22 protein-coding genes and 1 riboswitch are annotated in these 25,485 nt (G+C 46.9%); of the genes, 6 read left to right on the top strand and 16 right to left on the bottom strand.

Going from position 1 to position 25,485, the window contains the following annotated elements:
- Nucleotides 1–93: 93 nt before the first annotated feature.
- Complete coding sequence (locus tag QMA01_RS09470) at nt 94–738, bottom strand: LytTR family DNA-binding domain-containing protein (protein ID WP_191714862.1); 645 nt, start codon at nt 736–738, stop codon at nt 94–96.
- 98 nt (nt 739–836) lie between these two features.
- The gene (locus QMA01_RS09465) at nt 837–2,339 is read right to left on the bottom strand and encodes an acetyl-CoA hydrolase/transferase family protein (protein WP_290214854.1); all 1,503 of its coding nucleotides are present in this window, start codon (nt 2,337–2,339) and stop codon (nt 837–839) included.
- Between the two features lie 341 nt (nt 2,340–2,680).
- Here QMA01_RS09465 and QMA01_RS09460 point away from each other — a divergent pair, with 341 nt between their 5' ends.
- Both QMA01_RS09460 and QMA01_RS09455 read left to right on the top strand, forming a co-directional pair.
- The gene (locus QMA01_RS09460; protein WP_191714860.1) at nt 2,681–3,880 is read left to right on the top strand and encodes an MFS transporter; all 1,200 of its coding nucleotides are present in this window, start codon (nt 2,681–2,683) and stop codon (nt 3,878–3,880) included.
- 140 nt (nt 3,881–4,020) lie between these two features.
- Nucleotides 4,021–4,908 (top strand): MerR family transcriptional regulator, encoded by an 888-nt coding sequence (locus QMA01_RS09455; RefSeq protein ID WP_290183831.1) that lies wholly within the window; start codon nt 4,021–4,023, stop codon nt 4,906–4,908.
- A 62-nt stretch (nt 4,909–4,970) separates the two neighbouring features.
- On the opposite strand, the gene QMA01_RS09450 is transcribed toward QMA01_RS09455, so the two are convergent.
- Both QMA01_RS09450 and QMA01_RS09445 read right to left on the bottom strand, forming a co-directional pair.
- Nucleotides 4,971–5,156, bottom strand: coding sequence for a hypothetical protein (locus QMA01_RS09450; RefSeq protein WP_142826756.1), 186 nt, complete (start codon nt 5,154–5,156; stop codon nt 4,971–4,973).
- Between the two features lie 95 nt (nt 5,157–5,251).
- Entirely contained in the window at nt 5,252–6,550 is a 1,299-nt protein-coding gene (locus QMA01_RS09445; RefSeq protein WP_203340109.1) for an NCS2 family permease, read from the bottom strand.
- A gap of 459 nt (nt 6,551–7,009) precedes the next feature.
- On the opposite strand from QMA01_RS09445, the gene QMA01_RS09440 reads away from it, so the two are divergent.
- Nucleotides 7,010–7,915 carry a nuclease-related domain-containing protein gene (locus tag QMA01_RS09440; protein WP_290214993.1) on the top strand — a complete coding sequence of 302 codons (906 nt, stop codon included), beginning with the start codon at nt 7,010–7,012 and terminating at the stop codon, nt 7,913–7,915.
- A gap of 314 nt (nt 7,916–8,229) precedes the next feature.
- On the opposite strand, the gene QMA01_RS09435 is transcribed toward QMA01_RS09440, so the two are convergent.
- From QMA01_RS09435 to QMA01_RS09405, 7 genes are all read right to left on the bottom strand, one after another.
- The gene (locus QMA01_RS09435) at nt 8,230–9,441 is read right to left on the bottom strand and encodes a NupC/NupG family nucleoside CNT transporter (RefSeq protein ID WP_191714857.1); all 1,212 of its coding nucleotides are present in this window, start codon (nt 9,439–9,441) and stop codon (nt 8,230–8,232) included.
- A 165-nt stretch (nt 9,442–9,606) separates the two neighbouring features.
- Nucleotides 9,607–11,034 carry an MDR family MFS transporter gene (locus tag QMA01_RS09430; protein WP_290214853.1) on the bottom strand — a complete coding sequence of 476 codons (1,428 nt, stop codon included), beginning with the start codon at nt 11,032–11,034 and terminating at the stop codon, nt 9,607–9,609.
- Between the two features lie 98 nt (nt 11,035–11,132).
- The gene (locus QMA01_RS09425) at nt 11,133–14,180 is read right to left on the bottom strand and encodes an efflux RND transporter permease subunit (protein ID WP_290214852.1); all 3,048 of its coding nucleotides are present in this window, start codon (nt 14,178–14,180) and stop codon (nt 11,133–11,135) included.
- A 99-nt stretch (nt 14,181–14,279) separates the two neighbouring features.
- Nucleotides 14,280–14,528 (bottom strand): hypothetical protein, encoded by a 249-nt coding sequence (locus tag QMA01_RS09420; protein ID WP_290214851.1) that lies wholly within the window; start codon nt 14,526–14,528, stop codon nt 14,280–14,282.
- Nucleotides 14,529–14,642: 114 nt separating this feature from the next.
- Nucleotides 14,643–15,809, bottom strand: a complete 1,167-nt coding sequence (locus tag QMA01_RS09415) for a TraB/GumN family protein (RefSeq protein ID WP_290214849.1) — start codon at nt 15,807–15,809, stop codon at nt 14,643–14,645.
- A 131-nt stretch (nt 15,810–15,940) separates the two neighbouring features.
- Nucleotides 15,941–16,786 (bottom strand): KPN_02809 family neutral zinc metallopeptidase, encoded by an 846-nt coding sequence (ypfJ, locus tag QMA01_RS09410; protein WP_191714853.1) that lies wholly within the window; start codon nt 16,784–16,786, stop codon nt 15,941–15,943.
- Between the two features lie 57 nt (nt 16,787–16,843).
- Entirely contained in the window at nt 16,844–17,455 is a 612-nt protein-coding gene (locus QMA01_RS09405) for an SAM-dependent methyltransferase (RefSeq protein ID WP_290214848.1), read from the bottom strand.
- A gap of 106 nt (nt 17,456–17,561) precedes the next feature.
- Nucleotides 17,562–17,740, top strand: a riboswitch (Lysine riboswitch).
- Nucleotides 17,741–17,867: 127 nt separating this feature from the next.
- On the opposite strand from QMA01_RS09405, the gene dapA reads away from it, so the two are divergent.
- Nucleotides 17,868–18,758, top strand: a complete 891-nt coding sequence (gene dapA / locus QMA01_RS09400; RefSeq protein WP_191714851.1) for a 4-hydroxy-tetrahydrodipicolinate synthase — start codon at nt 17,868–17,870, stop codon at nt 18,756–18,758.
- A 45-nt stretch (nt 18,759–18,803) separates the two neighbouring features.
- Here dapA and QMA01_RS09395 read toward each other — a convergent pair whose 3' ends face one another.
- From QMA01_RS09395 to QMA01_RS09385, 3 genes are all read right to left on the bottom strand, one after another.
- Nucleotides 18,804–19,643, bottom strand: coding sequence for an STAS domain-containing protein (locus QMA01_RS09395; RefSeq protein WP_290214847.1), 840 nt, complete (start codon nt 19,641–19,643; stop codon nt 18,804–18,806).
- Between the two features lie 120 nt (nt 19,644–19,763).
- Nucleotides 19,764–20,702, bottom strand: a complete 939-nt coding sequence (locus QMA01_RS09390) for a GGDEF domain-containing protein (protein ID WP_290214846.1) — start codon at nt 20,700–20,702, stop codon at nt 19,764–19,766.
- Between the two features lie 12 nt (nt 20,703–20,714).
- Nucleotides 20,715–21,515, bottom strand: coding sequence for an alpha/beta fold hydrolase (locus tag QMA01_RS09385; protein ID WP_290183821.1), 801 nt, complete (start codon nt 21,513–21,515; stop codon nt 20,715–20,717).
- Nucleotides 21,516–21,960: 445 nt separating this feature from the next.
- Here QMA01_RS09385 and QMA01_RS09380 point away from each other — a divergent pair, with 445 nt between their 5' ends.
- Together QMA01_RS09380 and QMA01_RS09375 are read left to right on the top strand one after the other, a co-directional pair.
- Nucleotides 21,961–22,773, top strand: a complete 813-nt coding sequence (locus QMA01_RS09380) for a YsnF/AvaK domain-containing protein (protein WP_191714847.1) — start codon at nt 21,961–21,963, stop codon at nt 22,771–22,773.
- A 145-nt stretch (nt 22,774–22,918) separates the two neighbouring features.
- Complete coding sequence (locus tag QMA01_RS09375; protein ID WP_290214845.1) at nt 22,919–23,716, top strand: YsnF/AvaK domain-containing protein; 798 nt, start codon at nt 22,919–22,921, stop codon at nt 23,714–23,716.
- A gap of 51 nt (nt 23,717–23,767) precedes the next feature.
- Here QMA01_RS09375 and QMA01_RS09370 read toward each other — a convergent pair whose 3' ends face one another.
- On the bottom strand, nt 23,768–24,415 hold the full coding sequence (locus QMA01_RS09370; RefSeq protein WP_290214844.1) for a Yip1 family protein: 648 nt from the start codon (nt 24,413–24,415) through the stop codon (nt 23,768–23,770).
- A gap of 168 nt (nt 24,416–24,583) precedes the next feature.
- Nucleotides 24,584–25,483, bottom strand: coding sequence for an SDR family NAD(P)-dependent oxidoreductase (locus QMA01_RS09365; protein ID WP_290214843.1), 900 nt, complete (start codon nt 25,481–25,483; stop codon nt 24,584–24,586).
- Nucleotides 25,484–25,485 lie beyond the last annotated feature (2 nt).

Here is a 25,485-nt window from a genome sequence, read left to right as displayed (position 1 = left end):
TTAATTATCCGTAATTTAAACATTGGTGTTCTCAAGCCTTTTACTGCACGCATAAAAAAAAGCGCCGCTAAGGGACGCCATTGCTTTTATTCATTAAAATCCAAGAAGCTTCCGGAAATAGCTGGAGTAGGATTGGCTGACGGGAATCCGCTCTCCGTTATTCATCGCAAGTACGAATGTCGAATGGGTATCCGGATAAATTTCTTCTATATGATGGACATTGACGATAAATGACCGGTGGCATCGAATAAATGATTCGCGGGGCAGCAAAAATTCAAATTCCTGAAGAGAATTTTTATTGGTTCCTGAATAACCTTCAGCATGGACATGGGTTTTGCGGTCTTTCACTTCCAGGTATTTGACTTCTGTAAAAGGAATCGGCTTCCAGCCATCTGGACTTTTCACGGTAACCACTGATTTCCCCTCGGTAAATGCTGGGTAAATCGCCATGACGCATCCCTGCAGGACATCTTCATGCTCAAAGGGCACTGCCATGCCGTGGTACGGGACGCCGAAAAGCTCACGGTTGATAAATTCCGAGGTTTTTTGGTTTGCCTGCAATGCTTTATGGGCAATCGTCCCTGGCTTTACAGGATCGCCTGGTTTTATTTTCAAATCGACCCGTTTGCTTGGCCTGTAATAAATGTATTCCTTTGTGTTCGTGACGGCTATTGAAATTTCATCAGAGAACAATTCCCCAATGACATCCAACAGCGCGTCCAACTTAATGCTTTCCATAGTAACCCTCCTGTTTCAACTCAATATTTTGATTATACATCAAAAGTCTATCCAATATTTTAAAAACCAGTCCTGCAGGAGGACTGGTTTCGTATTATTTATTCCGATAAATGCATTGTGCCGTTGGCGGCTAAGTGATTATGCCAGGAAAAAGCTTTTTCCAATACATGAGGCGTCTGCCCACCGCGAAGAAGTGCTTCTTCGTAATATGAACGCATCTGCTCCCGGTACGTTGGATGGACGCAGCGCTCAATAATCAAAGGAACCCGCTCACGCGGAGCTAGCCCACGCAAATCGGCGTACCCTTGTTCAGTCACAACGATATCGACGTCATGCTCCGTGTGGTCCACATGCGATACGAAAGGCACAACACTCGAGATGCTGCCGCCTTTGGCAGTCGACTTAGTGACAAAGATCGATAAGCGGGCATTGCGGGCAAAATCGCCCGAACCGCCGATGCCGTTCATCATTTTCGTACCGGATACGTGTGTTGAGTTAACATTGCCGTAAATATCGAATTCCAGTGCCGTGTTGATGGAAATCAACCCAAGCCTGCGAATGAGGCCTGGGTGATTGGTAATTTCCTGCGGCCTCAAAATAAGCTTGTCACGGTATGTGCCGAAATCCCCAAACACCTTCTTCATCTTTTCTTCGGACAACGTGATGGACGATGCAGAAGCAAACTTCACTTTCCCAGCATCGATCAAATCGAACACTGCATCCTGGAGCACTTCCGAATAGACTTCCAGGTTATCAAATTCGGAATCTATGAGGCCGTGAAGAACCGCGTTCGCTACTGAACCAATTCCCGATTGCAAAGGTGCAAGCCGGTTGCTCAACCGCCCCGAAGCCACTTCCTTCCGGAGAAAATCCAAAAGATGCTCGGCCATCACTTTAGATTCAGCATCCGGCTGCAGAATGGTCGAAGGCGAATCTTCCTGCGCCGTAAAGACGATGCCGCGGACCTTTTCAGGGTCGACTGGAATTCCGATTGTGCCAATTCGGTCATCGACTTTTGTCAACGGAATCGGCGATCGCTGCCCTTGCATGCCCGGCTCATAAATATCATGTATTCCTTCAAATAATTGCGGTTGTGAAAGGTTGATTTCAATTATGACGTTTTTGGCGTGCTCGACAAAAACTGATGAGTTTCCGACCGATGTCGTGGGAATGATCATACCGTCTTCTGTTATAGACAAAGCTTCAATTACTGCAAAATCAATCGGTCCAATGACGCCGGCACGGATCCATTCGGCAGTCTGGGACAAATGGTGATCGACAAACAGCATTTCACCTTCATTGATTTTTTTCCGCATGGCCGGTTCAGCCTGAAACGGTGCCCGCTTATTGACGATGCCTGCTTCCGCCAATAATTTATCGACACCCGAACCAAGTGAAGCTCCGCTGAGGACATCTACTTTAAACTGCTCCGTTTCTGCGCGGCGGACTAATGCATACGGTATGGCCTTGGCGTCGCCTGCTCGTGTAAATCCGCTCAGTCCAAGCGTCATCCCGTCCTTTATCCAAGATGCCGCCTCTTCAGCTGTGACCAAGCGATTCTGTAATTCGATCGCTTTGATGCGTTGAAGTTTTTCATCCATAGCTATCACCTTCAGCAGTCTCAAATTTTGATCAATCTTTTAGTATCCCTTATTCCCTATTATCTGAAAATAAACCAATCCCCTGCTTTCACTTTCTTCAATAACTATTCTTCAGAAGATACAGCCATCATACATCGGGATAGAAAACGCTCTATTTAATGACAATGAATCATGCTGTTGAAGCTGAAGCTCCAGTCTAGAGATTCTGTTTACTTACAAGGTTATAAAGCGGTAAAAAATTCAAGTCTGTTCCTTTGACAAGAAGTGGAAGCTCAAATAATATAAAAAAGCTGAAGAAAAAAACTTCGTAACAATATATAGAAGAAAAGAGGGTACTTGTCATGTCTCCAGACCAAAAAAAGAAAATTTTTATCTTGATGATCAATATGTTCATCGCCATCGCGAGCTTTGGGATTGTCATTCCAATCCTGCCTTCTTATCTGGAATCGATTAATCAAGGCGGCATGGCTGCAGGCTTGATGATCGCCATTTTTGCGGCTGCCCAATTCGTCTTCTCGCCAATTGCCGGAAAATGGGCCGACCAATACGGACGCCGGAAAATGATCATTTATGGGCTTCTTGGTTTAACCATCTCCATGTTCGTTTTTTATGCTTCTGATGCCATTTGGGTATTGTATTTGTCACGCGTCATCGGCGGCGTGGGAGCAGCTATGCTGATTCCTGCAATTTTTGCTTATATCGCTGATATTACGACTTTTGACCAGCGTGCTAAAGGCACAAGCCTCGTTTCTGCTGCAATGTCACTGGGAATTGTGGTAGGTCCCGGAATCGGCGGTTTCCTTGCGGATTATGGCCTGAAATTGCCTTTCCTTGTTTCAGCATTGGTCTCTTTAGGCGCGGTTCTCTTTTCTGTCATCTGGCTGAAAGAACAGGATGCGACAGACGCTAATCCTGTACTGGCCGCTACTTTAACGGATGAAGAATCCATGTTCACAAAAATCGGCCGCTCTACCAAGATGCCGTACTTTATCCCATTGATCATTACGCTCGTCATGAGCTTTGGCTTGCTGGCTTACGAGTCAGTAGTTGGCCTGTACTTGGATAACCAATTCAATTCAACTGCTAAAGACATCGCCTTTATGATTACTGCAACGGGAGTCGTCAGCGTTATTGTGCAATTGTTTATCGTTGACCGCATTGTCCGCCGTTACGGTGAAGTTGCCATTCTGGTTTCTTTTCTCGGTGTCGCAGCCTTCGGTTTCCTGATGTCCTTGTTTGCGGGAAGTTACGTTATGTTCTTCGCCGTTTCATTGATCATCTTTATGGCTACGTCCATCCTGCGCCCTGTCCTCAACACCTTGATTTCGAAAATGGCTGACGGTGAAGTCGGCTTTGCCATGGGCATGAACAATGCGTATATGAGCATCGGGAATGTGATCGGGCCGTTGTTGGCCGGCGTCCTTTATGACATCAACATCATCTATCCTTTCATTCTAGGATTAATTATGCTGATCATCACCATGTTCATCACTGTGGCGTGGCAACGTTCACGTGCCGTTAAAGCTTCTGAAGCTCTTTAATGAATAATGCTGCGGGTTCTCTTAGGAGAGCCCGTTTTTTCTTTTTGTAGGATAACGGCTAGAACTTTACGCATCTGTTTATACGTTGTATAATATTTGTACAACACCAACCACAAAATCTATAGAATGAAGGTAATGCTATGTATAACATTAAAGCAGCTGCCAAAATCTTAGATATGCCGAAAGTGACGATTCGTTCCTGGGAAACGCGCTACGAAGCGATCACTCCTGCACGAACAGAATCCGGTCATCGCTTGTACTCGGATCAAAATCTGGAAGATTTGAAATGGCTCAAAATACAAGTGCAGGAAAACGGCATGAAAATCAGCGAAGCCGTCAAACAGCTTCATGCTTCACGCAAAAAATTCATCGTCCCCAATAAAGAACTTCCGAAACGGGAAGCTTTGGAATACGACGAACAAATAGAACAACTTTTCCAGGCTGCGGCCGAGATGGATACCGAACGCTTCAATTATTTATTGGATTTGCATTTTTCCTTATTCCATCACCAAACAGTCTTTTTTTATATTATTGCCCCGTTGATGGTGCGCATCGGAGAGGCTTGGGAAGATGGTGTCATCAGCGTCGCCCACGAGCACATGATCACCCATATTGTCCAACAGCGTTTTAACCAGTTTTTCCGGATTTTCCCGATTTCACCGAATTTGCCGAAGGTGATGGCACTCAGCCCAAGCGGCGAGCAGCATCAGCTCGGACTGTTGTTATTCACGTTATTCCTGCGGGAAAATGGCTATCCTGTCATCTATATCGGACCGGATACACCGCTTGACGGTTTGGAAGAAATGGTCGCTAAACAAAACTTTAAAATGGTTTGTATGTCCATCGCTTCGCCTAAGTTGTTGAAAACAGCCAATGAATACATTGATGCGTTGGCCATCGCCAAACCTGAACTCCATTTCATTCTTGGAGGGCAAGGGGTCGATTGCGAACAAGTTGAAGGCAACCGCTGGTATTTGGGCAGCGATTTGAAAGTATGGCAGCAATGGCTGGATGAACAAAATTTTTAAGGCAGTCAAAAACGCCCTCAATTATTGAATTGAGGGCGTTTTTGTATAGTTTTTTTATAACTTTATTCCCAGTCCAGGTCCTGATAATCCTTCTGGTAAGGTCCGTTGTCCGTCACTTCTGAATGGTAAAGAGCCTTTAACGCAAAGCCTTTTTCCAATTCCATTTCCTTCATCAACACTTTCAACCGCTTTTTTAATTCCGGATGATCGCTGACCAACTGCTCCATTTTGGATTTGGTGTATTTCATTTTATCCGCTCCTTTTGGATCTTCTTCTCTTTATTGTACACCGCCGCAAGAAAAAACGCACTTGCCTCTGCAAGTGCGTTACTTGTTTAATAGCCTCAGCTTACATAATGAAACACGAAATTCGCCAGGAATAAGCCGGCAATGACAAACAGGGTCGGTGAAACTTCACGCCATCTGCCGGTTGCAATTTTCAAAATCGGATACAAGATGAATCCGAAAGCGATGCCGTCTGCAATGCTGTACGTAAACGGAATCAATGCCACAATCAGCAACGCCGGGAAACTCTCGGTCATATCCGCCAGATCCAGGTTCTTGATGTTTTGCAGCATCAGTCCGCCAATAATGATCAGAATCGGTGCAATGGCGCTGTCCGGGATCAATTTGATGACCGGAATGAAGAACGACGCGACCAGAAACAACAAACCGGCTGTAATCGTCGTCAAGCCTGTCCGGCCACCTGCAGTCATACCGGCTGCACTTTCAACCGTTGCCACGGTCGGGCTTGTGCCAAAAATACCGGAAGTCATTGCAGACACCGAAGTCGCTTGAAACGCACGGCCGAATTTCTCCGGACGCTCGATGAACGCCACTTGCCCGTGGACAAGCCCGATGTTTTCAAACACCAGCACCATCGTCAGCGAGAACACCGCCACCCAAAACGTCATCGACAGGATATTGCCGAAAGACAATGCACCAAACACCTCGAAAGCTTCTGCTGCAGTGATTGAGGACTCGTTCAGGCCGCTGAAGTCGATGAGGCCGAAAAACGATGCAATCGCCGTCCCTGCCACAATTGTAATCAGGAAATTTCCCGGTACATTGCGGATGAACAGCACAATCGCAATGAGGAACGTCAGCACTGTCGCCAGCACCTGTGCTTCTGCAAGCGAACCGAGTGCCAGAATTGAACTCGTCCCGCGCTCCACGATTCCTCCTTTTTCAAGGCCAATCAGCATAAGGAATAAACCCAGTCCGACCGTAATCGCTTCTTTCAGCGAATGAGGCACTGCTGCACTCAACATTTTGGCAAAACGAGTGAATGCCACTGCCACAAAGATTACACCAGAAACAAATACGACAGCCAGCGCTTCCTGCCATGACAAGCCCATCGACTGAACCATCGTATAGGAGAATAACGCGTTGATTCCCATACCAGGCACCAGCAAAATCGGCGCGTTTCCCCAAAAGCCCATGATCAAACAGCCGAAGACTGACGCCGCAATCGTCGCGACAATTGCTGCTTCAATCGGCATGCCCGCTTCAGACAAGATCAGCGAATTGACGGCAATAATGTACACGACCGTAAAAAAGCCGACCAGTCCTGCCGTCATTTCCCGTTTGACCGTAGTCCCACTTTCCTGAAGACCGAAATATCGGTCCATCCAATTAAACATAGTTCTAACCTTCTATTAAATTAGCCCTCTCCCTACCCGCTCTGCCTATCGAAATAGGTAAGCCAAGATAGGAGTGTAATCCAAAAAGATAGCGCTGTCAAGGAGATGTGCTTGATGAGAACTCCCTCTGGCCTGGAGCTGTTGTGCCATGGCTTCGAGCATGAACGTGCGTATTTTAGAGTGAGCGTGCGTAAGATAGCCTGACTGGGCATATTTCTGTTTGGACGTGCGTAAATTTCTTTAAGCGTGCGTATTATTCACTGAACGTGCACAAGATGAAGAACTGCTTGCGTTAATCGCTTTTCGCCTGCGAAAAGCCGGTATTCTGGTTTTTTCACCGGATTTGAGAATAAGATAGCGAGACAATACCCAGGAATGCTATACTTTTTTTAATTCAGAAAAGGAGGAGTTACTATAAGAAAACAAATTGATTTATTGCCACGGGAACAAGCATTGGAAATGTTGCTCGCGAGACTCAAAGACCAACACCCACAGCGACCGTTTCTTGAACGGGAACTCCACTGGACCACTGCCGGAATAAGAGGAGAAAGCCGCCTGCAGAAAAAGTTTTGCGAGTTCTATACGGATGAAGAATTCCAGATTCTTTGGGACGTCAGCCTGAAAATCGGTACCTGGTCCGTTCAGATGGATGGCCTGCTGCTCACTGAGCGCTGCGCAATCATCATCGAGTCCAAAAACATCAATGGCCAGCTCTATTTTGATGAAAAGACGGGCGAATTTTTCCGCATTAATCCGGCTGGAGAAAAAACCGTCATGGAAGACCCTCGAGTTCAGTTGAATAAGCATATCCGTTTTCTGAAACAGTTCTTCCAGATGAAAAAAATCAATCTGCCGGTATCCGGTCTGATTGTCTTTACCGCCAAAGATTGCGAATTCGCGTCCAAGCCGCATCGCGCCTCTATCTGCAAAACCTATCAAATGATCGAATATCTCCTGAAGATACTGCAGGCTTTCCCCCACGAAGCCGAAAATATTAAATTATCTAAGATCAAAAAAATAATTTCAACTAATCAAACCCCTTATAAATCATCTCCTTTATGCGCTTACTATTTTATCGACCCAAAAGATTTGCAGCCTGGCGTTTATTGCCTGCAATGCAAATCCCTATCGATGCAGCGGGATAAGCGCAGCTGGATCTGCAGCATATGCAGTTTGCGCGATCCCTCCGCACACTATTTGGCGATCCAGGAATACTTCACTTTCGTGGAGCTAGAAATCACCAATCGAAAGTTTCGGGATTTTTGTGGATTCGGGTCTCGGGCAGTAGCCACAAGATTGCTGGGCCAGCTCAATCTAGAAAGAATTGGAGAATCAAAAGCCTGCTCGTACCATTTGCGGGAATAATGCGATAGAGCCTCTCACTGATGTGAGAGGCTCTTTTGGCGTTTTTATTTTGATGATTCGATTCGTGCGTATTTTTCATTGAACGTGCATAAGTCCTTCCTGAGCGTGCGTAAATTTCTCCGAATGTGCGTAACCACCACCGAAGCGTGCGTATTTTTGATTAAGCGTGCATAAAGATGGATGCGCCTTGTTTCAAAGCTTCTTCAGCCAGTCCCACCATTAAAACACCCAAAATGCCCGCTTTCCGCAAGCAAAAAGCACGAAAACCACATAAAAAGGACCTGCAATAGCTGCAGGCCCTTATAGTTTGAAGTTTAGACGAACATCCCGGCAATAGCTGCGCTCAATAATGATGCAAGCATACCTGCCGCAACGGCGCGAATGCCGAGGCGGGCGATATCCGGACGGCGGCTTGGCGCCATTGCACCAAGTCCGCCAAGAAGAATTGCGAGTGAACTCAAGTTAGCGAATCCACAAAGCGCAAAGCTGACAACGATAACCGTTTTTGGTGACAAGTCAGCAATTTCAGGAGCAAACGCCGTGTACGCAACGAATTCGTTGAGCACCAATTTTTGTCCGATGAAGCTACCAGCTTGGACAGCTTCTGCCCAAGGTACACCGATGGCCCAGGCAAGCGGCGCGAAGATGACACCCAAAATAGCTTGGATAGTCAAGCCTTCAAAGCCGAAGATCCCACTGATTCCGCCGAGTACTCCATTCAATAAAGCGATTAATGCAATGAATGCAAGAAGCATGGCACCAACATTCAACGCCAATTGAAGTCCGTCAGATGCACCACGTGCTGCAGCATCCACCACGTTGACCGAAGTCTGGTCTTTTTCCATAACGAAGTCTTTTTCTTCGACTTCCTCTGTTTCCGGCATCATCATTTTAGCCATGATCAAACCGGCTGGTGCAGCCATGAAGCTTGCTGCCAATAAATATTCAAGCGGTACGCCGAGTAGCGCATAACCCGCTAAGGTTGAACCGGCAACAGATGCCAGTCCACCGGTCATCACTGCGAACAACTCAGATTTAGTCATTCCCGCGATGAACGGACGTACAACAAGCGGCGCTTCCGTCTGGCCGACGAAAATGTTGGCCGCAGCTGAAATCGATTCCGCTTTACTCGTTCCAAGAAGCTTCGATAACGCGCCTCCCAGAAGTTTGATGATGATTTGCATAATACCAAGGTAATAAAGGACTGAAATTAAAGAAGAGAAGAAAATAATGATCGTCAATACTTGGAAAGCAAAAACGAAACCAAATCCTTCGGTGTCAGCTGCTGGGCCGAACACGAAGGCGATCCCTTCACCTGCATAGTTGATGACGTTCTGGACTAGATTCGAAAGACCCAATAACATTTTTCTTCCGAAATCCCATTCCAGCACCATAAATGCAAATGTGATTTGGATGGCTAATCCGCCGAGAATTGTCCGTGGCTTGATAGACTTCTTGCCGCTTGATAATAGGAAGGCGATTCCGAGAACAATGAATACGCCAAAGATGCCCCACAATAAATTCACAACTTCACCTCATCGGTATATTTTTTATCAGAAAATTAAGCAAATTATTTGTTTAACTCCACTGTCGTCAGACATCTTACCAAATCTAAAGAGAGAAGTAAATGGCTATCGTGTGACAAAATGATAACGCATTCATAGGCGGCTTTATCGCCATGCGCCTCCCCATCATTCCTGCAGTTTTTCTTCTTCTGTTCCAGCCCCAGTTTTCCGTAGAAAAAACGCTAAAAACACACCAATAGCACTTAAAATACCAACAACGATAAACGAAATATTGACACCGCGTATCAATCCTTGCACGCCATATTCTTCAGGATCCAAGGCAGTGCCGGTCATGATGGTCACTAAAAGCGCCGTCCCGATGGATCCGGACACTTGCCTCATGGTATTGCTCATGGCCGTGCCATGCGGAATCAGCCGCTCCGGCAACTGGTTGAGGCCTGCCGTCGTCACCGGCATCATCACCATGGAAACACCGAACATGCGGATGGCGTGCATAACAGTCAAGTACAAGAAAGATGTCGTGGCTGTCAGCACCGTAAACTGGAAAGTCGAAACAGTGACAATCGATAAGCCGACAATCGCCAACCACTTTCCACCGACTTTATCAAAGACTCTGCCGGTGATCGGATTCATCAATCCCATGATAATAGCCCCCGGCAACAGCATCAGCCCCGATTCAAGCGCTGTGAAGCCATGCATGTTCTGCATATAGATCGGCAGGATTGTGGCGCTGCCGATCATCGAAATAAAAACGATGACACTTAAAATGGTGGATAACGTGAAAATGCCATAGGAAAATACCCGGAATTCCAATATTGGCTGATCCAGCCGGAACTGGCGGCGGATAAAGAACAGCAGCGAAACGATACCCACCACAATGGAGACGCCTACTGCCGGACTTCCCCATCCAAGCGAACCCGCACTGGAGAAGCCGTAAAGAATTCCGCCGAATCCCATTGTCGACAGGACAATCGACAGGAGATCCAGCGTCGGATAGGTCTGCTTGGTGACATTTTTCAGGAAAAAATATGCCAGTACTAAATCCAGCAACGCAATCGGGATGACGATGTAAAACAAGGCGCGCCATGGATATTGGCCCACAATCCATCCTGACAGCGTCGGTCCGATTGCCGGGGCAAACGAGATGATCAAACCGAACAAGCCCATCGCCTGCCCTCGCTTTTCCACAGGAAAAACAATGAACAGGACGGTTTGCGTCAACGGCATCATAATGCCTGCGCCTGCAGCCTGGACAATCCGCCCGGCCATCAGAACTGCAAAGCCAGGTGCAAACGCGCAAATAATCGTACCTGCCGCAAATAGGCCCATCGCGACAAAAAACAGATTGCGTGTGGAGAATTTTCCGATTAGAAAAGCGGTAATCGGGATCATGACGCCGTTGACCAGCATAAAAACAGTGGTCAGCCACTGCGCCGTGTTGGCGGAAATGCTCAAATCGTCCATGATATGCGGCAAAGCGGTCGCCAGCAAAGTTTGATTCAGTATGGCCACAAAGACACCAGCCATCAGCACTGCCAGGAAAGGCCCTTTTGCCATACCTGCTCCGGTTTTCTTTTCTTGGATTTCGGCCATCTCCCGCTCCCCCTTTACTCCTTTGCTTACCCGCTCGCTTTTCAATTATTCCCGAATAAAAATAAAACTGCGCAGCCCGAAGGCCACGCAGTCCTTAATTATTCGGTTACACCATTTCTTCTGCGGTTCACGCGATAGAACACCAAGTAAAGCGATGGAATCATCACTAAAGTGAACAAGCTTGAGAATGCCAATCCGGCAATAATCGTGACGGCCAACGGTTCAAATAGAGGATCTCCCGACAACGCGACCGGCACGAGTGCAATAATCGACGTAATCGATGTCAGAAGAATCGGCTTGATGCGGGCATATCCTGATTCGATAATGGCTTCTTTGATGTCGAAGTCGCCCGACAAGCGGCGCGCTTCTACAAAGTCGATCAGAACAACCGCGTTACGCACAACAATCCCCGTCAGGGAAACGATTCCCATAACTCCCAGGAAGCTGAGCGGCGTTTGTGTCAGGAACAAGCCCAGGATCGCACCCGAAATCCCTAGATACACCGCGATCAAAACAAGGAATGGCAAACTGAACGATTTGAACTGGAACGCAATGACCAGGTAAACCAGCAGGAGCACAACCAGGAACAACACGCCGATTTCAGCAAAGAAAGCTTCCTGATCCGAGTTTTCTCCGCCGGTAGACAGTTCATAACCCTCCGGCAAGGATTTACGTTCTGCATCCACGACATCCAGCATTTTGTTTTCAAAGTCGTCGACTTCGCCGAATGCACGAAGCGTAATCGAACGATCCGCCTGTTGATGCGGAATCTGTGCTAATGTTTCGGTTTCTTCAGCCGTCAACAATTGATCCATCGGAATCAATTGCGGCGGTCCCTGTTCACTAAGTGAAGGGACATCGAACTGAGACAAATCGATTGGCTCTCCATCTTCAATGCCTGACTGTTTCAGGAACACTTCGTATGGCACTTGGCCATCATAAATCGTGTAGAGCGGTACACCCTGCGTCAAAAGCTGCAGCTGATTCGTCACTGTGCTGAGAGCTATGTTGTTGGTCTGCAGCGCATCCTGGTTCGGCACGTATTCTATAGCCGGCACCGGTTCCCCAAGGTTATCGGTAACGATGTCCGCGCCGTTTTCAAGCAGCTGTCCTTCCAGCCTGTCACGAAGCGACTCTAATTCTTCAATGTCTTCACCTTTAATATCTACAGTGACAGGAGCGCCGACTGGCGGACCCTGTACAATCGTATCCAGGAAGATTTCAGCTTCCGGGAAACGTTCACGCAGTTCCGGCTGCCATTTGCTGATGAAATCGGCAGCTGTCGTGCTTTCCCGGTCGATGCGGAATGCCACTTGCCCTGTGTTGCCGCCCGTATTGTCCATCGACGCCGAGAACAAGTTCGGCAATCCTTCACCGGTAAAAATGGCCGTTTCAGCAACATGCTCATCTTCGGCAATGACCTGTTCCGTCAAATCCGCAAGGAAGGCATCGGTTTCTTCAATGGTCGTGCCTTCTGCAAGGCGGACATCCATCGTCACTTCTTCACGGTCTGCGGCCGGGAAAAATTCAAACGGCGTAAAGAGCGCAAGCGACAACAGGCCTGTTGCAACCAGCAAGCCGCCGAGGCCTACCAGAAGCGGGCGTTTTAATACGCCACGCAGAACTTTATTCGAATAAAACAACGCAATTTTCTCAAGCTGCTTTCCTAAAAATCCGGGAGTATCCGAAATTTTCTTCGCTTTCCGTTTCGTCTTCAAGTATTGCATCATCGGCACCAATGTGATTGACAGCACCGTCGAAGCGATAATTGTCGTAATCAGAATACTCGGCAACGCTTTGATGAACGCACCATTTCCACCAGATAACAGCAGCAACGGCGAAAATGTCACAACGATCGCCAAACTGGAAGAAATGATCGATGGGTATACTTCCCGCACACCTGTTACGGCTCCATCCAGTGCAGAATCACCCAGTTTATAGCGCCGCTGAATGTTGTCATTGACTACAATGCTGTCATCCACCAGAATACCGATAGCGATAATTAGGCCGATGACCGAGATCTGATTCAAATCGACACCCATGAACGGAATTGGAATCATGCCGATCAGCACGGAAGCAAGCACTGTCAAAGCAACGGCTAATGCGCCGTATAAGGTAAGGCCTGCCGTTGTGACAATCAAAACAGCCAATACAGCAATCCCCAAAGAAACATACAAGCTGTCAAAAATCGTATTGACATTATCCGCTTGGGATTCGTATTTTTCAGCCTGAACTCCAGCTGGCAGATCTTCTGCAAAAGCTTCAATGATTTCAGATACATTTTCATCTACAGAAGGAACATCCTGCTCAGTCTGCAGGAAAACGGTGTAGGAAATGGCCTGTTCCCCTTCAAATGTAACGATATCGGTAGTTTCCTGATCCACTAATTCAATCGCCGCAACATCAGCCAAAGGGACGGCGGCGGCACCCACCTGCAGCTGCTCCAGCTTTTCGATGCCTTCGCTTCGCTGCACAGTCAAGCTGACCTGTTCGTTGCCATTGTCATGTGTACCGAGCGACAGCGGCTGGTTCGCCTGCTGAAGCGATTCGAGTACTTCAAATGGCTGAAGATTGTTGGCAGCCAGTTCTTCGCTGTTCAGTTCAACAAGAACCTGTTGCGTGTCCAGGCCTTTCACTGTGGTTCCAGCAACTCCAGAGACAGCCTCCACTCTTTCCGATAAATCGGATAAAGCATTGTCCATATCAGCCAACTCTTCTTCATCCCCGTAGAACATATACGACACCAACGGGAAAGTCAGGTCCAATTTCTCAACCGATGTCTCCTGAGCGGTATCAGGGAATCCCGCTGTTGCATTGCTCGCCTGCTGCTGAATGCTGTTGATCAGCTCATCGGGATTCTCACCATCCTCCAATTCCAAGGTGATGATAGAAGCGGAATTCGAAGAAACAGACTGCATCGATGTAATGCCATCCACTTTCTGAATTTCACGCTCCAGTGGATTGGTTATCGATGTCTCCACTTCCTCAGGCCCCGCACCCGGCAGAATCGTGGAAACCAGAACCAAGCTAGGCGGTGTTTCCGGAATTTCACGTTGCGGCAAAGTCAGAAACGTATATGCTCCTATAATGGAGAAAATCAAAATCAAAAAAATAAAAAGTTTGCTGCGTTCTAAAATATAGTTCATCAGCCAGGCTCCTCTGCGTTTTGTATAACTATTGTATAACTATGTATTTGAAAAGACCAGTAAAAAGCATAGAAAAACCGGACGAGTTTCCATCCGGTTCTACAAACTTTGTATTTTTTGCTGTTTCATTAAAAAAGCGGCGATCAACAAGACCAGCGGCAGCAAAATACATAAACGGAACCAGATTCCTTCTCCGCCCATAAAAATGAGCAACATGGGTGGAAGCAAGGCAATTCCGCTCCACGCTATGGCTTTCCAAGACTTTTTCCAGAGACCGACAATCACCAGCACAATCGACGCAATGACCAGAGACCACAATACAATCCCAACCAAAAAGAAGCTCACCACAACGCGCCTCCCTATCGTCATCAATCTCTCACTTAATCTATACCCAATTTCTCGAAATAAACATCCATATACAATAAAAAAAGACAGCCATAAAGGCTGTCTGAAAAATTCTACTTATAGATTCTGGAAAAATAACCGGATAACATCAAGTCCACCGATGACATTTCCCGCCGCAGTCCCCAAATTGGTCAGTACAACGACCAGCAGAACCCGCGTGACTTTATTATCCCAAAATCCTTTCAGAGTGAAAACATCTTTGGATAAGGTTTGAAAATCGCCGACATTCGGCCGGCGGACATAAGCTTGAGCTAATCCCGAAAACCAGCCGGCCGCCAGTAGTGGATGGAGTGCGCCAATTGGGCCACCCACAAACGCTGTCAAGATGGCAAATGGGTGTCCAAATGCAGCAGCGGCGCCGATTGCCCCAAGGCATGCCGTCCACAAAATCCAACTGACGGTCTGGTCGATTCCTGCTGCCGGGTTATTCATGAAGGTGATGGCAATCATCGCCACCAGCGCCAACGGAATGGTCCAGCCGATGACTTTTGGCCATTTTGATTTTGGAGGAACTTTCGATAATTCCGCCAAATCGTGTTCATTGTGGACTTCTTTTACAATCCCAGGAATATGGGCAGCACCAAGAACCGCCACAATTTTTTTACCCGGCGCTTCTTTGATCTTCTGCGCCAGATACTGGTCGCGTTCATCGATCAATGGCTCTTTCAGTTTAGGGAAAGACTGGGTGAAATCGTTCATGACTGCATTTAAGGTATCTTGTGACTTCATCTTCTCCAAGTCTTCTTCAGAGATGGTTTCTTTGCTGAAAATGCTGAAGAAAACCGAAGTTAATAGCTGGGCCTTGCCCATGAAGCCGATATTCCCCCAGATGCGTGAAAATGTTACTTGGATATTGCGGTCTGCCAGCACAAGTTCCGCTCCGGCTTCTTTAGCGGAAGCGATCCCCTGGATCATTTCCTGGCCAGGCTTGATGCCGAACTGATCTGCTAGGCGGTTCTGAAACGAGGAAATCGCCAAATTCATCAAGAGCAGACTGGCTTTCTTGTCTTTGATGACTTTGAAGATATCGGTCTCTTTCCACTTGCTGCCTTGCATGACCGATTCATAGCGCTGCGCATCCAATTCGATGCACACCGAATCAGGCTGCTCCGTTTCAATAACTTCTTTCACTTGCTCTGCACTCACTTTCGATACGTGTGCAGTCCCAATCAAAATCAATTCTTTTCCTTCATATTCTATGCGAGTAATATTATCTTGCGTCATGTTGTACTTCCTTTATAGAACTGAATTTCTTTCCATATACAAATGAAAAGACTGTCTATTCTTTATAATGGATTACAATAGCGAAAATATCAATGCCGCACCCTTGGATTTCCACTAAAAGAAGGTCCGGGTCATAAATCAGTGGCATTAAAAGTGTCGCCTTCTTTCAGGTTGCCGGCTTGGAAGCCTTTGTAGAACCAGCGCTTCCGTTGCTCTGAACTCCCATGGGTAAAGCTCTCCGGCACTACATAACCGCGTGAACGCTGCTGAATAGTATCATCCCCCACCGCACTCGCCGCTGTCAGCGCTTCCTCCAAGTCCCCTTCTTCCAAATAGCCCATGCCTTGCGCATGATGCGCCCAGACACCTGACAGATAATCCGCCTGCAACTCCAGGCGAACCTGTAATTTATTGTATTCTTCTTCACTCAATTGATTGCGCAGAGGCTGCACTTCTTCCATAACACCTAGCAAATTCTGGACATGGTGCCCAACTTCATGCGCCACTACATAAGCCATGGCAAAATCACCCGGCGCCTGGAACTGGGTCTGCAATTCATTGTAGAAACTCAAATCAATGTAGAGCTTGTAGTCGCCTGGGCAATAGAACGGTCCGACTGCTGCACCTGCCGTCCCGCAAGCGGATTCAACACTTCCGGTATACAGCACCAATGTCGGTTCCACATATTCCATGCCTTCCTCGGCAAAAACTTCTGTCCAAACTTCTTCGGTATCCGCGAGGACAACTGAAACGAATTCAGCCAATTCCTCTTCTTCCTGTGTTGCTTCATAAGGCTGGTTTGACGTTGTTCCACCTGAGCCTCCCAATTGGTCCAGGATGACACCCGGATCGCCACCTAAAAACGCTACAAGCAGCACAATCAGAATACCGCCGATTCCGCCGCCTGCCACCATTGCACCGCCTTTGCCTCTTCGGTCTTCTACATTTCTACTGGCTTTTCTGCCTTTCCACTCCATAGGACTCCCTCGTTTCAAAATGCTTTTTGTTTACCCATACCCGTTGCAACGCGTGTTCTAATCCACTTCATGCAAACGGTAGATTAAAAAACGTTCCCGGAGATCTTTATCGAAACCAGGCAGCTGAATTTCTTTTGCCAATTCAAAAACGGTACGTGTCTCCAAAAAATCACTGTAATCCTGTGAAGCAAAAAATAAGATCACCTCGATTGTCCTTGGACTTATCTCGGCAGACCGTATGATTTCATTGATAAATGCAATGAATATCTGGACAGAAAATGGATTAAAAAAATAAAATACAGTGTCCCGTGCCGTTATTGGGTAATCCTGTGCAAGGCAGTTATAGAACGTCACCTTCTGCTCAGCGTTTTTATGTTTTTTCACATATTGTCTTTTATTTTCAAGGGCCTTTGCATAAAATACGGGATTCATTTCGATTCCAGCTGTTTCTGATCCGAATACATGATGGGCATAAAAATTCAATCTCCCTTTGCCACAGCCCACATCCACCAGACGGCCACCGGGAGACAGGCTGTAGTTTTCGAACAACCTGTCCAGCAATTTGTAAGGAGTCGGCTCATAACGGTTGTGGTGAAGGGAATCCGTAAAGCCCCGCTGATTTCCACTGGTTGTGATATTCAACCGGCGGTCGTATTCCTGCTCTTTCATCCCAAATCACTCCTTCGGTATAAAATTTTACTCTGATGACCTTGCAATTAATAGTGGAATTTGTTATAGTACAGCTAATTCAATATTTCTTGCTCCAGCTTTTATGGAGTAGGATAGAGGCGCAAAAACCATCAGTACGCAAAACGAGGAGTATGAGCTCCGTTGACGTTTGCCGAAAGGGGGATTTGCCGAAGTGGCGGAAATCTCATGTTTCCGTGCGCTGGGTCTGCATTCAATAAATGCAGGACTGTCATATAGGGAACTATATGGAGGGCTATCTGATGCACAGGAACGATTGGTAAACATTGTTTCTACTGCAGCAACGAGTCCCTCGTTGCTGCTTTTTTGTTTATTCCTGACTAGGCCCCTCACCTCTAAGCTACGACAAAAATTAGAAAAGGGTGTGTTCTTTATGAATTTTGGCCAAGTAATTACAGCAATGGTGACGCCATTCGATCAACATGGAGACATTGATTTTCCGGCAACACAACAATTGATAGAGCATTTGATAGCAAACGGTTCAGACGGCCTGGTCGTCGCAGGGACAACCGGAGAATCTCCGACTTTAACGGCAGAGGAAAAAGTTGAATTGTTCCAGTTTACCGTCCATACAGTAGCCGGACGGATTCCAGTCATTGCAGGAACAGGTTCCAATAATACACGCGCTTCCATCTCCTTGACAAAACAAGCAGAAGAAACGGGCGTTGATGGCATCATGCTGGTCACACCATACTATAACAAACCTTCACAGGAAGGCATGTTCCAGCATTTCCAGGCGATTGCCGCGTCTACAAGCCTGCCGGTCATGCTCTACAATATTCCAGGACGCAGCGTGGTCAATCTATCTCCGGAAACGATCATTCGCCTGTCCAAGATCGACAATATCGTTTCTGTTAAAGAAGCGAGTGGAGACTTGGACGCAGCTGCAGAAATCATCGAAAAAACAGCGGATACATTTTCTGTTTACAGTGGAGACGATAGCTTAACAATTCCAATGCTGTCAATCGGCGGCACCGGCATTGTCTCAGTTTCCGCGCATATCATCGGCAACGATATGCAGGACATGATTACCAGCTTTAAAACAGGAGATGTAAAGACCGCGGCGGCTATCCACCGCAGATTATTGCCGACAATGAAAGCATTGTTCGCTGCGCCAAACCCGTCTCCGGTCAAAGCGGCACTTACGCTGACTGGTGTTCAAGTCGGCGGCGTGCGCTTGCCGATGATTCCATTGACCGAAGAAGAAACCATCACCTTGCGTAAGGCATTGCCTGACGTCCATTCCGAAGCCGTCACTAACTGATACAAGATAAAAAACGCTGAAGCCCAGAGCTTCAGCGTTTTTTCATCAATTGACTTTCATTTGTTCCAAAACCCGCTTCAAGCTGCCGCCGACCTCCAGCACTTTCAAGTCAACTCCGATCTCAGTTAACGTTGTAGCGATTTCGGGACGGATTCCGGTTAAAATCGAGCGGACACCAACCAATTTCAACGACTGGATGATTTTGAAGATTTGTTCAGCTACCATCGCATCCACGCGCACCACTCCTGATAAATCCACAATCAGCACGCTGATTTTCAACTGATTCGCGGCCAACAGTGTTTTCTCCAGAATATAATGGGCGCGGTCAATTTCAATATTCCCCACTAAAGGCAACACTGCGATGTGGTCACTGACCGGCACGACGGGGGCTGAAAGCTCCAGAAATTCCTTCCTGGCTGATTTCAGTTTCCGCTGGTACGATGCTGTATAGGCTTGTGTATATGAGTATGCCGCATGGTCCAACAAGGAATGGAAAAATTCCATGACATCAAAGAGAAGCTGCAGCTCCATCTTTTTGTGGACCGCTTCTGTCTTGATGACGGTTCCGATATGTTTGCGGTAAAGAGACGTTTCCGCCAACGCATCTTCCAGCGATCTTCCGGTTTCAAGAAAGAAGTTTCCCGTCTCTTCTCCCCACTCTTGAATATCTGCATAGACCTTTCGAACGTCGCAGCTATTGCTGATCGACTCTCCGATCAGTTCCACAAAATGGATCCGGGTCTTAGTGACAGTTTCGATAAAGGCTTTGTTCGTTTCAAGCTGTGCTGCCGGAACATTTTTCACCACTTCTTCATAGACCAATTGAGCAATTAATTCCTTATCCTCGCTTACCCGTCCACCCAACAATCGAATATCTTTTTCCATCGGAATCCCCCCAAAGACGAAGACATTTATATATGCCTATTATAGCCTTTGCTCCAAAGAATGTAAGGGTTTTATTTTATTGATTTAGCTGGATGGAAATTGGAGAGCCAAAGCAATTTTTTATTCGTCTCCAACCACACAATTTCTGCCCTTGGCTTTGGCTTTGTAAAGAAATTCGTCCGCCCGTGACAGCAAGCTATCCATTCCTTCTCCAGCCACATAAACCGCAGCACCGATGCTGACAGTGATAGGGACATGCAGCCAGTGGGCTGTTTCCATATGCTTGCATAATGCATTGCCCATGGCCAGGCCGTCCTTCAGTCCAGCGTTTGGCATGACCACCACGAATTCTTCACCGCCGAGCCGAGCCACGATATCAGCGGATCCGGTTTCCGCTTCCAAACGCCAGGCCAGTTCCTGCAAGACCGCGTCGCCCATCTGATGGCCATGTGAATCATTGACCTTCTTGAAATGGTCAATATCTATGACCAACAAGGCCACTTCCCGGCCAGTTTCAGCCTGAAGCAAGAGTTCTTCCAATTGTTCGGTCAGGTAACGGCGATTTTTCAATCCCGTCAACGGATCTGTTGTAGCCAGTTGCTGCAGTTTGAAATTAAGGTCCATCAATTCTTGCTGTTTGCATTCCACTTCATTCATTACTGTTTTCAGCTTTTCGTATGCTTCGGCCGTCTCACGGTTGACCTTTTCAGCATTGCGCTTTGCCAGCAGCAATTCCTTTTCATACTCCCCGCGGACACTCATTTGAATCAATGCACATTCGTAGGAGCCGTCGCGTTCTATCGTATTCATCAAGACAGGCAGGGAACCCGTCTCGCTTTTCAATGTCAAAAACATTTCGTTTACAGTGCCATGCATTTTGATGGAAGGAGTAAAGTAGGTCTGGAAGTAAACCCGTGAAGCGACTGTCAATAAATCATGCATGTGCTTCGGTTGTTGCGCACCTGTCATGAGCTGCAAGGTTTTATTCATTTCCACGATGCGCAATTCATGATCCAATATCAAATATCCACATGGCGCTCGATCAAGCTGCTGTTCCACTGTCTTCTCTCCCTACTCCGCCAAATAGGCCTTGATGTGTTTCACTGTTTCATCAGAATCGCTTAAATGCGGATTATGGCCAACTGCTTCCATCACAATCAGTCGGCTCCCCTGGATGTGGTCGTGGACATACTGCCCGACTTCCGCCGGTGCAATAGCGTCGAACTTGGTCTGAAGAATCAGCGTGGGTACAGCCACTTTATCCAATTGATCGCGAAGATCCGTAGTAAACGTCACTTCAGCAAATTGCCGCGCAATCATCGGATCATTCGAGCATAAAAGATGTTCAAAGTCTTCGGCGAGCTCAGGACGCTGCTCATTCTGCATGACGACCGGCGCCAAGTATTTAGCCCACTCCATATAATTGGTTTCCATCATATCCAATAATTCGTCAATGTCTGCCCGTTCAAACCCGCCATTATAGCCAGGCTCATTCATATAGTAAGGAGAAGGTCCGATCATGACCATTTTCTCCATCAATCCAGGTTGCTCAATTGACGCCAGCATACCGATCATGGCACTGACAGAATGGCCGACAAATAGGAATCCTTCCATCTCAAGTGATGCACAAACCTCCAAAAGATCCTGTTTGTAGCCATCCAAAGTGCTGTAACGCTCTTTGGAATACGCTGTCTTGTCACTGTTTCCAGCTCCTACATAATCAAAAGTGACGACCCGATAATCCTGTTCGAAATTGGTAATCGTATTATTCCACACTTGTTGATCACAGCCAAAGCCGTGTGCGAATACTATTGTTTTTTTCCCTTGTCCAGTCACTCGGACGTTATTGCGTTGCAAAACATCAATCCCCATTGTCATCCCATCCCTTGTGAACTTGCCGCCCTAAGGCTAAATTCGAATATATAAAAGTAAAATACGCCTTAATCATAGCATTAATAGTTCAATCTTACTGTTTATAAAGTAAGGATTCCCTTAATTTTATCGATTCCATTCTTTTGTACCGCCATCTTATACAATTAAAAGAAAGCAGATAAATATCTGCTTTTCAAATGAAACCGAGAGTGCTTTATAGTCTCTTTCTATTCATTTGATAAGATTTTTATTTTATAAAATAGTTGTGTCTCCGGAATTGTTCCGGTGCCTGGCACCATGCAGTTTCCAAGCATAGTCATCCGCACAGAAAAGAAGATGTTTCAATCCCTCTCCTACTCTTCCATGGTTTATTTCAAAAAACTACGGGGTAGACAGACAGTACCTTACTTCACAGGTGATTTATCACTATTAGGAGGAATTGACAATGACAAACAATAAAAACACATTTATCCAAGCATATGACGTACAAGCAGAAGTTCTGCATAAAATAAGCGAATTAAAAGCACAAGGCTATAACGAAGAAGACATGTATGTAATCGCGAAACATGACGATCAACTGTCCATGGTCCAAGGCCAGACGGACGTGCACTTAAACACACAAGAAGACGATAACTTCATGGGCAAATTCAAATCGTTCATTTCAGGTGAAGATTCCACACGGGATGCATTCACTCAAATGGGATTAGGCAGCGGCGAAGCGGATGAATACTACCGCCAAGTCGAAAATGGCAAGCTGGTTCTTTACGTGAACAGCGACTATGGCACTTCTTATAAGCAATACTCGGGCGCGCAGACAGCAACCGGAACGGCAACTGCCGGCAGCCATGAAGAAGAGGAACATTTGCGCCTTCACGAAGAGCGTTTGAATGTCGACAAAGAACGCGTACAGACTGGCGAAGTGAATGTCGGCAAACATGTGGTCGAAGAACAGCAGACCATCGAAGTACCGGTTGAGCGCGAAGAAGTATATGTGGAACGCCGTGCGGTCAACGAGGAAGTTTCACCGGGCACAGGCGGATTGGCGGATAAAGGCGTCTATGACGATGGAGATTCTATTCATGTTCCGGTTTCCGAGGAACGCGTGGAGGTCAGCAAAAAAGACGTCGTCAGCGAAGAAATTGTCGTCGGCAAACGCAAAGTCCAAGATACCGAAGTGGTGAATGAAACCGTCCGCCGTGAAGAAGCGGATATTGACGAAAACGTAAAAGCGAAAAAAGACGGACGCACTTCCCTATAAAAAAACAGCAAAGGCGTCTCCGGATGATTTCTCCGGAGACGCCTTTTTTTGAGCCTGGATTCCTGAAGGTTTATCCAACATGCGACTAAGGGTAAATTAGCATTAACAAGTATTTTGATGCAACTGACATGGGGGGGAATTAACTATGGAGAAAAAGGGAAACAAACTTGTCGGACTTTTCAATGCAGAAGCACAAGTATTGATCCAAATTGGTGAATTGAGAGCAAAAGGACATGAAGAAGAAAATTTATATCTTGTAGCAAAACGCGACGAACAGATTCCTTTGCTCATTGAGCACACCTCTGTCCATGTCGATACAGAAGACCGAGATAATTTCAAAGGCAAATTCATCGCTTTTTTATCCGGCGAAGATATTACGAAAGATGCCTTCAACCGCATGGGTTTGGACGCAGACGAAACTGATTACTATTTCCAGCAGGTGGAAGCTGGAAAGCTGCTTTTATATACGGACAGCCTGCCAGTTATTGAACCGGAAAGAACCATACCAGCTGATTCAAAAGATGGCCATCCTGGCGAGGAGCAAAAACTCGCGCTGCACGAAGAACGCTTGAATGTTGAAAAAGAACGTGTGCAGACTGGCGAAGTGCAAGTCCAAAAGCAATTGGTGGAAGAAGACAAAGAAATCCAAGTACCGGTAGAGCGTGAAGAAATCGTCATTGACCGGCGACCAGTTTCTGAAGGTACAGAAGCCGCAGAAGACGAGCAGGTGCTGTCTCCAAAAGAAGCTTATGAAAAAGGAGACGCCATCTACATCCCCCTTTCTGAAGAGCGTCTGGACATCGGCAAAAAGAAAGTGGTCCGTGAAGAAATCGTCATCGGCAAGCGCAAAGTCAAGGACGTCCAGGTCATCAATGAAACCGTGCGCCGGGAGACGGCGGACATTGAAGAAAACGGCACAGTCCATAAAACCGAAAAACCATAAAAAAAATAAGGCAGCCCTCATGGCTGCCTTATTTTTTTACGGTCAATTTAATTAATTGGCTCCACCCACTGCAGGAAGAAGCATCGTAAAGAATAATGCGATCAGCCCGATAATTACACCGATAACCAGAACTGTCGGAATCATGATGACGAAAAAGCCTTTCCAGGCAGAAAACCTGTGTGCTTCTGCAACCGCCTTGCATTGGACAAAGAAAGTCCAAGCAGAGATGACCCCAAGGATGATCAGGAAGACCAGCGAAAGAAAATCAGGTTCAGCGAGCAGCATGTCATCTGCTTGCAGGAAATAGGTTTCCGGCAACAGCAGCATCCATAAAAGGATTATCGGAATAAGCCAGATCTGTGGAATCAGCCCGGTCAGAATTGCCCGGAACATTTCCGTGTAGGTGCCTTTCCCTTTAAACAGCTTGCCGATCAGCAAATAGATACCGGCGCCGATGACCGTGCTTACCACCACGCCAATTGGTCCGAAGAAAAGAGCAATCAGGATCATTCCCCCGACCGGCAGGAATTGTTCTGAATCCAGGCTGCTGAGCAGGCCGGCAGCAAACCCTGCAAGGACGATCAACAGGAAAATGAATCCGGACGATTTTTCTTCAATTACATGGCGCACTGCAGCACGAGGCCGGGTCCAAATGGCCGTAAACGGGTTTAGCTTTTCATATTTTTCAACATCATTCAATTCTGTCTCCACCTTTGTCTTATTGTTCTTCCTTTATTCAAATATACTGGAAGAATAATGTAAATGATAGAACAAATCTCCATTAATAATTAAAAAACCAGATTTTTACTGATGCAAAAAAAGAAGATCCCTCTGGTGAGTGGATCTTCTTTCATTTAAGCCTATCTCTTATTCCCGTTTCATCCGCTCCCGGATTCCGCCTTCCACTTCCGTTCCTTTTTCCATTGGAATATAAAGGCTGCCGTTGGTCGGGCCGGCCGGCGGTGCATCTTCAATCACTTTTTGGACAAATTTCGCGTTCATTTTTTCAGTAGCACCCGGCAGAATATGGCTGGAAACGGCCGACGCTTTGGATTTCGCACCGACTGCCACAGTTTCCTGCGGCTTATCGATCAAGCTAATGATTGCCTCAATGACGATTTCCGGGTCATCCATCGGCTTCATTTCAGCGGCATGCCCTGTGTAATTTCCCGTATGTTCAAACCAGGGTGTATCAGTCGCCCATGGCAGGACAGTACAGACATGGATATCATCAAAACCTTCCAGTTTCACTTCTTCATTCAACGCGGCACTGAGCCCCAGCACAGCATGCTTGCTGGCACTGTATCCGGTGTAATAAGGAAAAGCGATTTCGCTTGTGATGGAACCGATATTAATGAGGATGCCCCGTTTCATTTCTTTGAAATGGCGTAAGGCAAAGTGGCTGCCATTGATGGTGCCTTTGACATTGACATCGACCACCCGCGCCAAGTCTTTGACTGGGATTTCAGTGAACGGACCAATTGCGCCGACTCCGGCATTGTTGATCCACACATCAATTTTCCCAAAATGTGCCAACGCTGTTTCGAAGAGATGCGCCACTTCCTCTTCCAGGCTGACATCTGTCCTCACCGCAACCGCATTCGGCCCCAGTTCTTCTGCCAGCTTTTCAAGCAGGCCCACCCGGCGTGCGGCAAGCACGACATTGGCGCCTTGTGCAGCCAGTTCCCTTGCGACACCTTTTCCAAATCCACTGGAAGCACCGGTGATGACCACGGTCACCCCTTCATGGGATTTCTTTTTTGCCATTT

It is taken from the genome of Planococcus notacanthi, assembly GCF_030407825.1.
Classification (GTDB): domain Bacteria; phylum Bacillota; class Bacilli; order Bacillales_A; family Planococcaceae; genus Planococcus; species Planococcus notacanthi.
This window is presented reverse-complemented; position numbering and strand designations above follow the sequence as displayed.

What these genes read in the sequence shown, in the direction of transcription:
- QMA01_RS09470 (WP_191714862.1), bottom strand. Translation starts at nt 738, where the DNA reads ATGGAAAGCATTAAGTTGGACGCGCTGTTGGATGTCATTGGGGAATTG.
- QMA01_RS09465 (WP_290214854.1), bottom strand. Translation starts at nt 2,339, where the DNA reads ATGGATGAAAAACTTCAACGCATCAAAGCGATCGAATTACAGAATCGC.
- QMA01_RS09460 (WP_191714860.1), top strand. Translation starts at nt 2,681, where the DNA reads ATGTCTCCAGACCAAAAAAAGAAAATTTTTATCTTGATGATCAATATG.
- QMA01_RS09455 (WP_290183831.1), top strand. Translation starts at nt 4,021, where the DNA reads ATGTATAACATTAAAGCAGCTGCCAAAATCTTAGATATGCCGAAAGTG.
- QMA01_RS09450 (WP_142826756.1), bottom strand. Translation starts at nt 5,156, where the DNA reads ATGAAATACACCAAATCCAAAATGGAGCAGTTGGTCAGCGATCATCCG.
- QMA01_RS09445 (WP_203340109.1), bottom strand. Translation starts at nt 6,550, where the DNA reads ATGTTTAATTGGATGGACCGATATTTCGGTCTTCAGGAAAGTGGGACT.
- QMA01_RS09440 (WP_290214993.1), top strand. Translation starts at nt 7,010, where the DNA reads ATGTTGCTCGCGAGACTCAAAGACCAACACCCACAGCGACCGTTTCTT.
- QMA01_RS09430 (WP_290214853.1), bottom strand. Translation starts at nt 11,034, where the DNA reads ATGGCCGAAATCCAAGAAAAGAAAACCGGAGCAGGTATGGCAAAAGGG.
- QMA01_RS09425 (WP_290214852.1), bottom strand. Translation starts at nt 14,180, where the DNA reads ATGAACTATATTTTAGAACGCAGCAAACTTTTTATTTTTTTGATTTTG.
- QMA01_RS09415 (WP_290214849.1), bottom strand. Translation starts at nt 15,809, where the DNA reads ATGACGCAAGATAATATTACTCGCATAGAATATGAAGGAAAAGAATTG.
- ypfJ (WP_191714853.1), bottom strand. Translation starts at nt 16,786, where the DNA reads ATGGAGTGGAAAGGCAGAAAAGCCAGTAGAAATGTAGAAGACCGAAGA.
- QMA01_RS09405 (WP_290214848.1), bottom strand. Translation starts at nt 17,455, where the DNA reads ATGAAAGAGCAGGAATACGACCGCCGGTTGAATATCACAACCAGTGGA.
- dapA (WP_191714851.1), top strand. Translation starts at nt 17,868, where the DNA reads ATGAATTTTGGCCAAGTAATTACAGCAATGGTGACGCCATTCGATCAA.
- QMA01_RS09395 (WP_290214847.1), bottom strand. Translation starts at nt 19,643, where the DNA reads ATGGAAAAAGATATTCGATTGTTGGGTGGACGGGTAAGCGAGGATAAG.
- QMA01_RS09385 (WP_290183821.1), bottom strand. Translation starts at nt 21,515, where the DNA reads ATGGGGATTGATGTTTTGCAACGCAATAACGTCCGAGTGACTGGACAA.
- QMA01_RS09380 (WP_191714847.1), top strand. Translation starts at nt 21,961, where the DNA reads ATGACAAACAATAAAAACACATTTATCCAAGCATATGACGTACAAGCA.
- QMA01_RS09375 (WP_290214845.1), top strand. Translation starts at nt 22,919, where the DNA reads ATGGAGAAAAAGGGAAACAAACTTGTCGGACTTTTCAATGCAGAAGCA.
- QMA01_RS09365 (WP_290214843.1), bottom strand. Translation starts at nt 25,483, where the DNA reads ATGGCAAAAAAGAAATCCCATGAAGGGGTGACCGTGGTCATCACCGGT.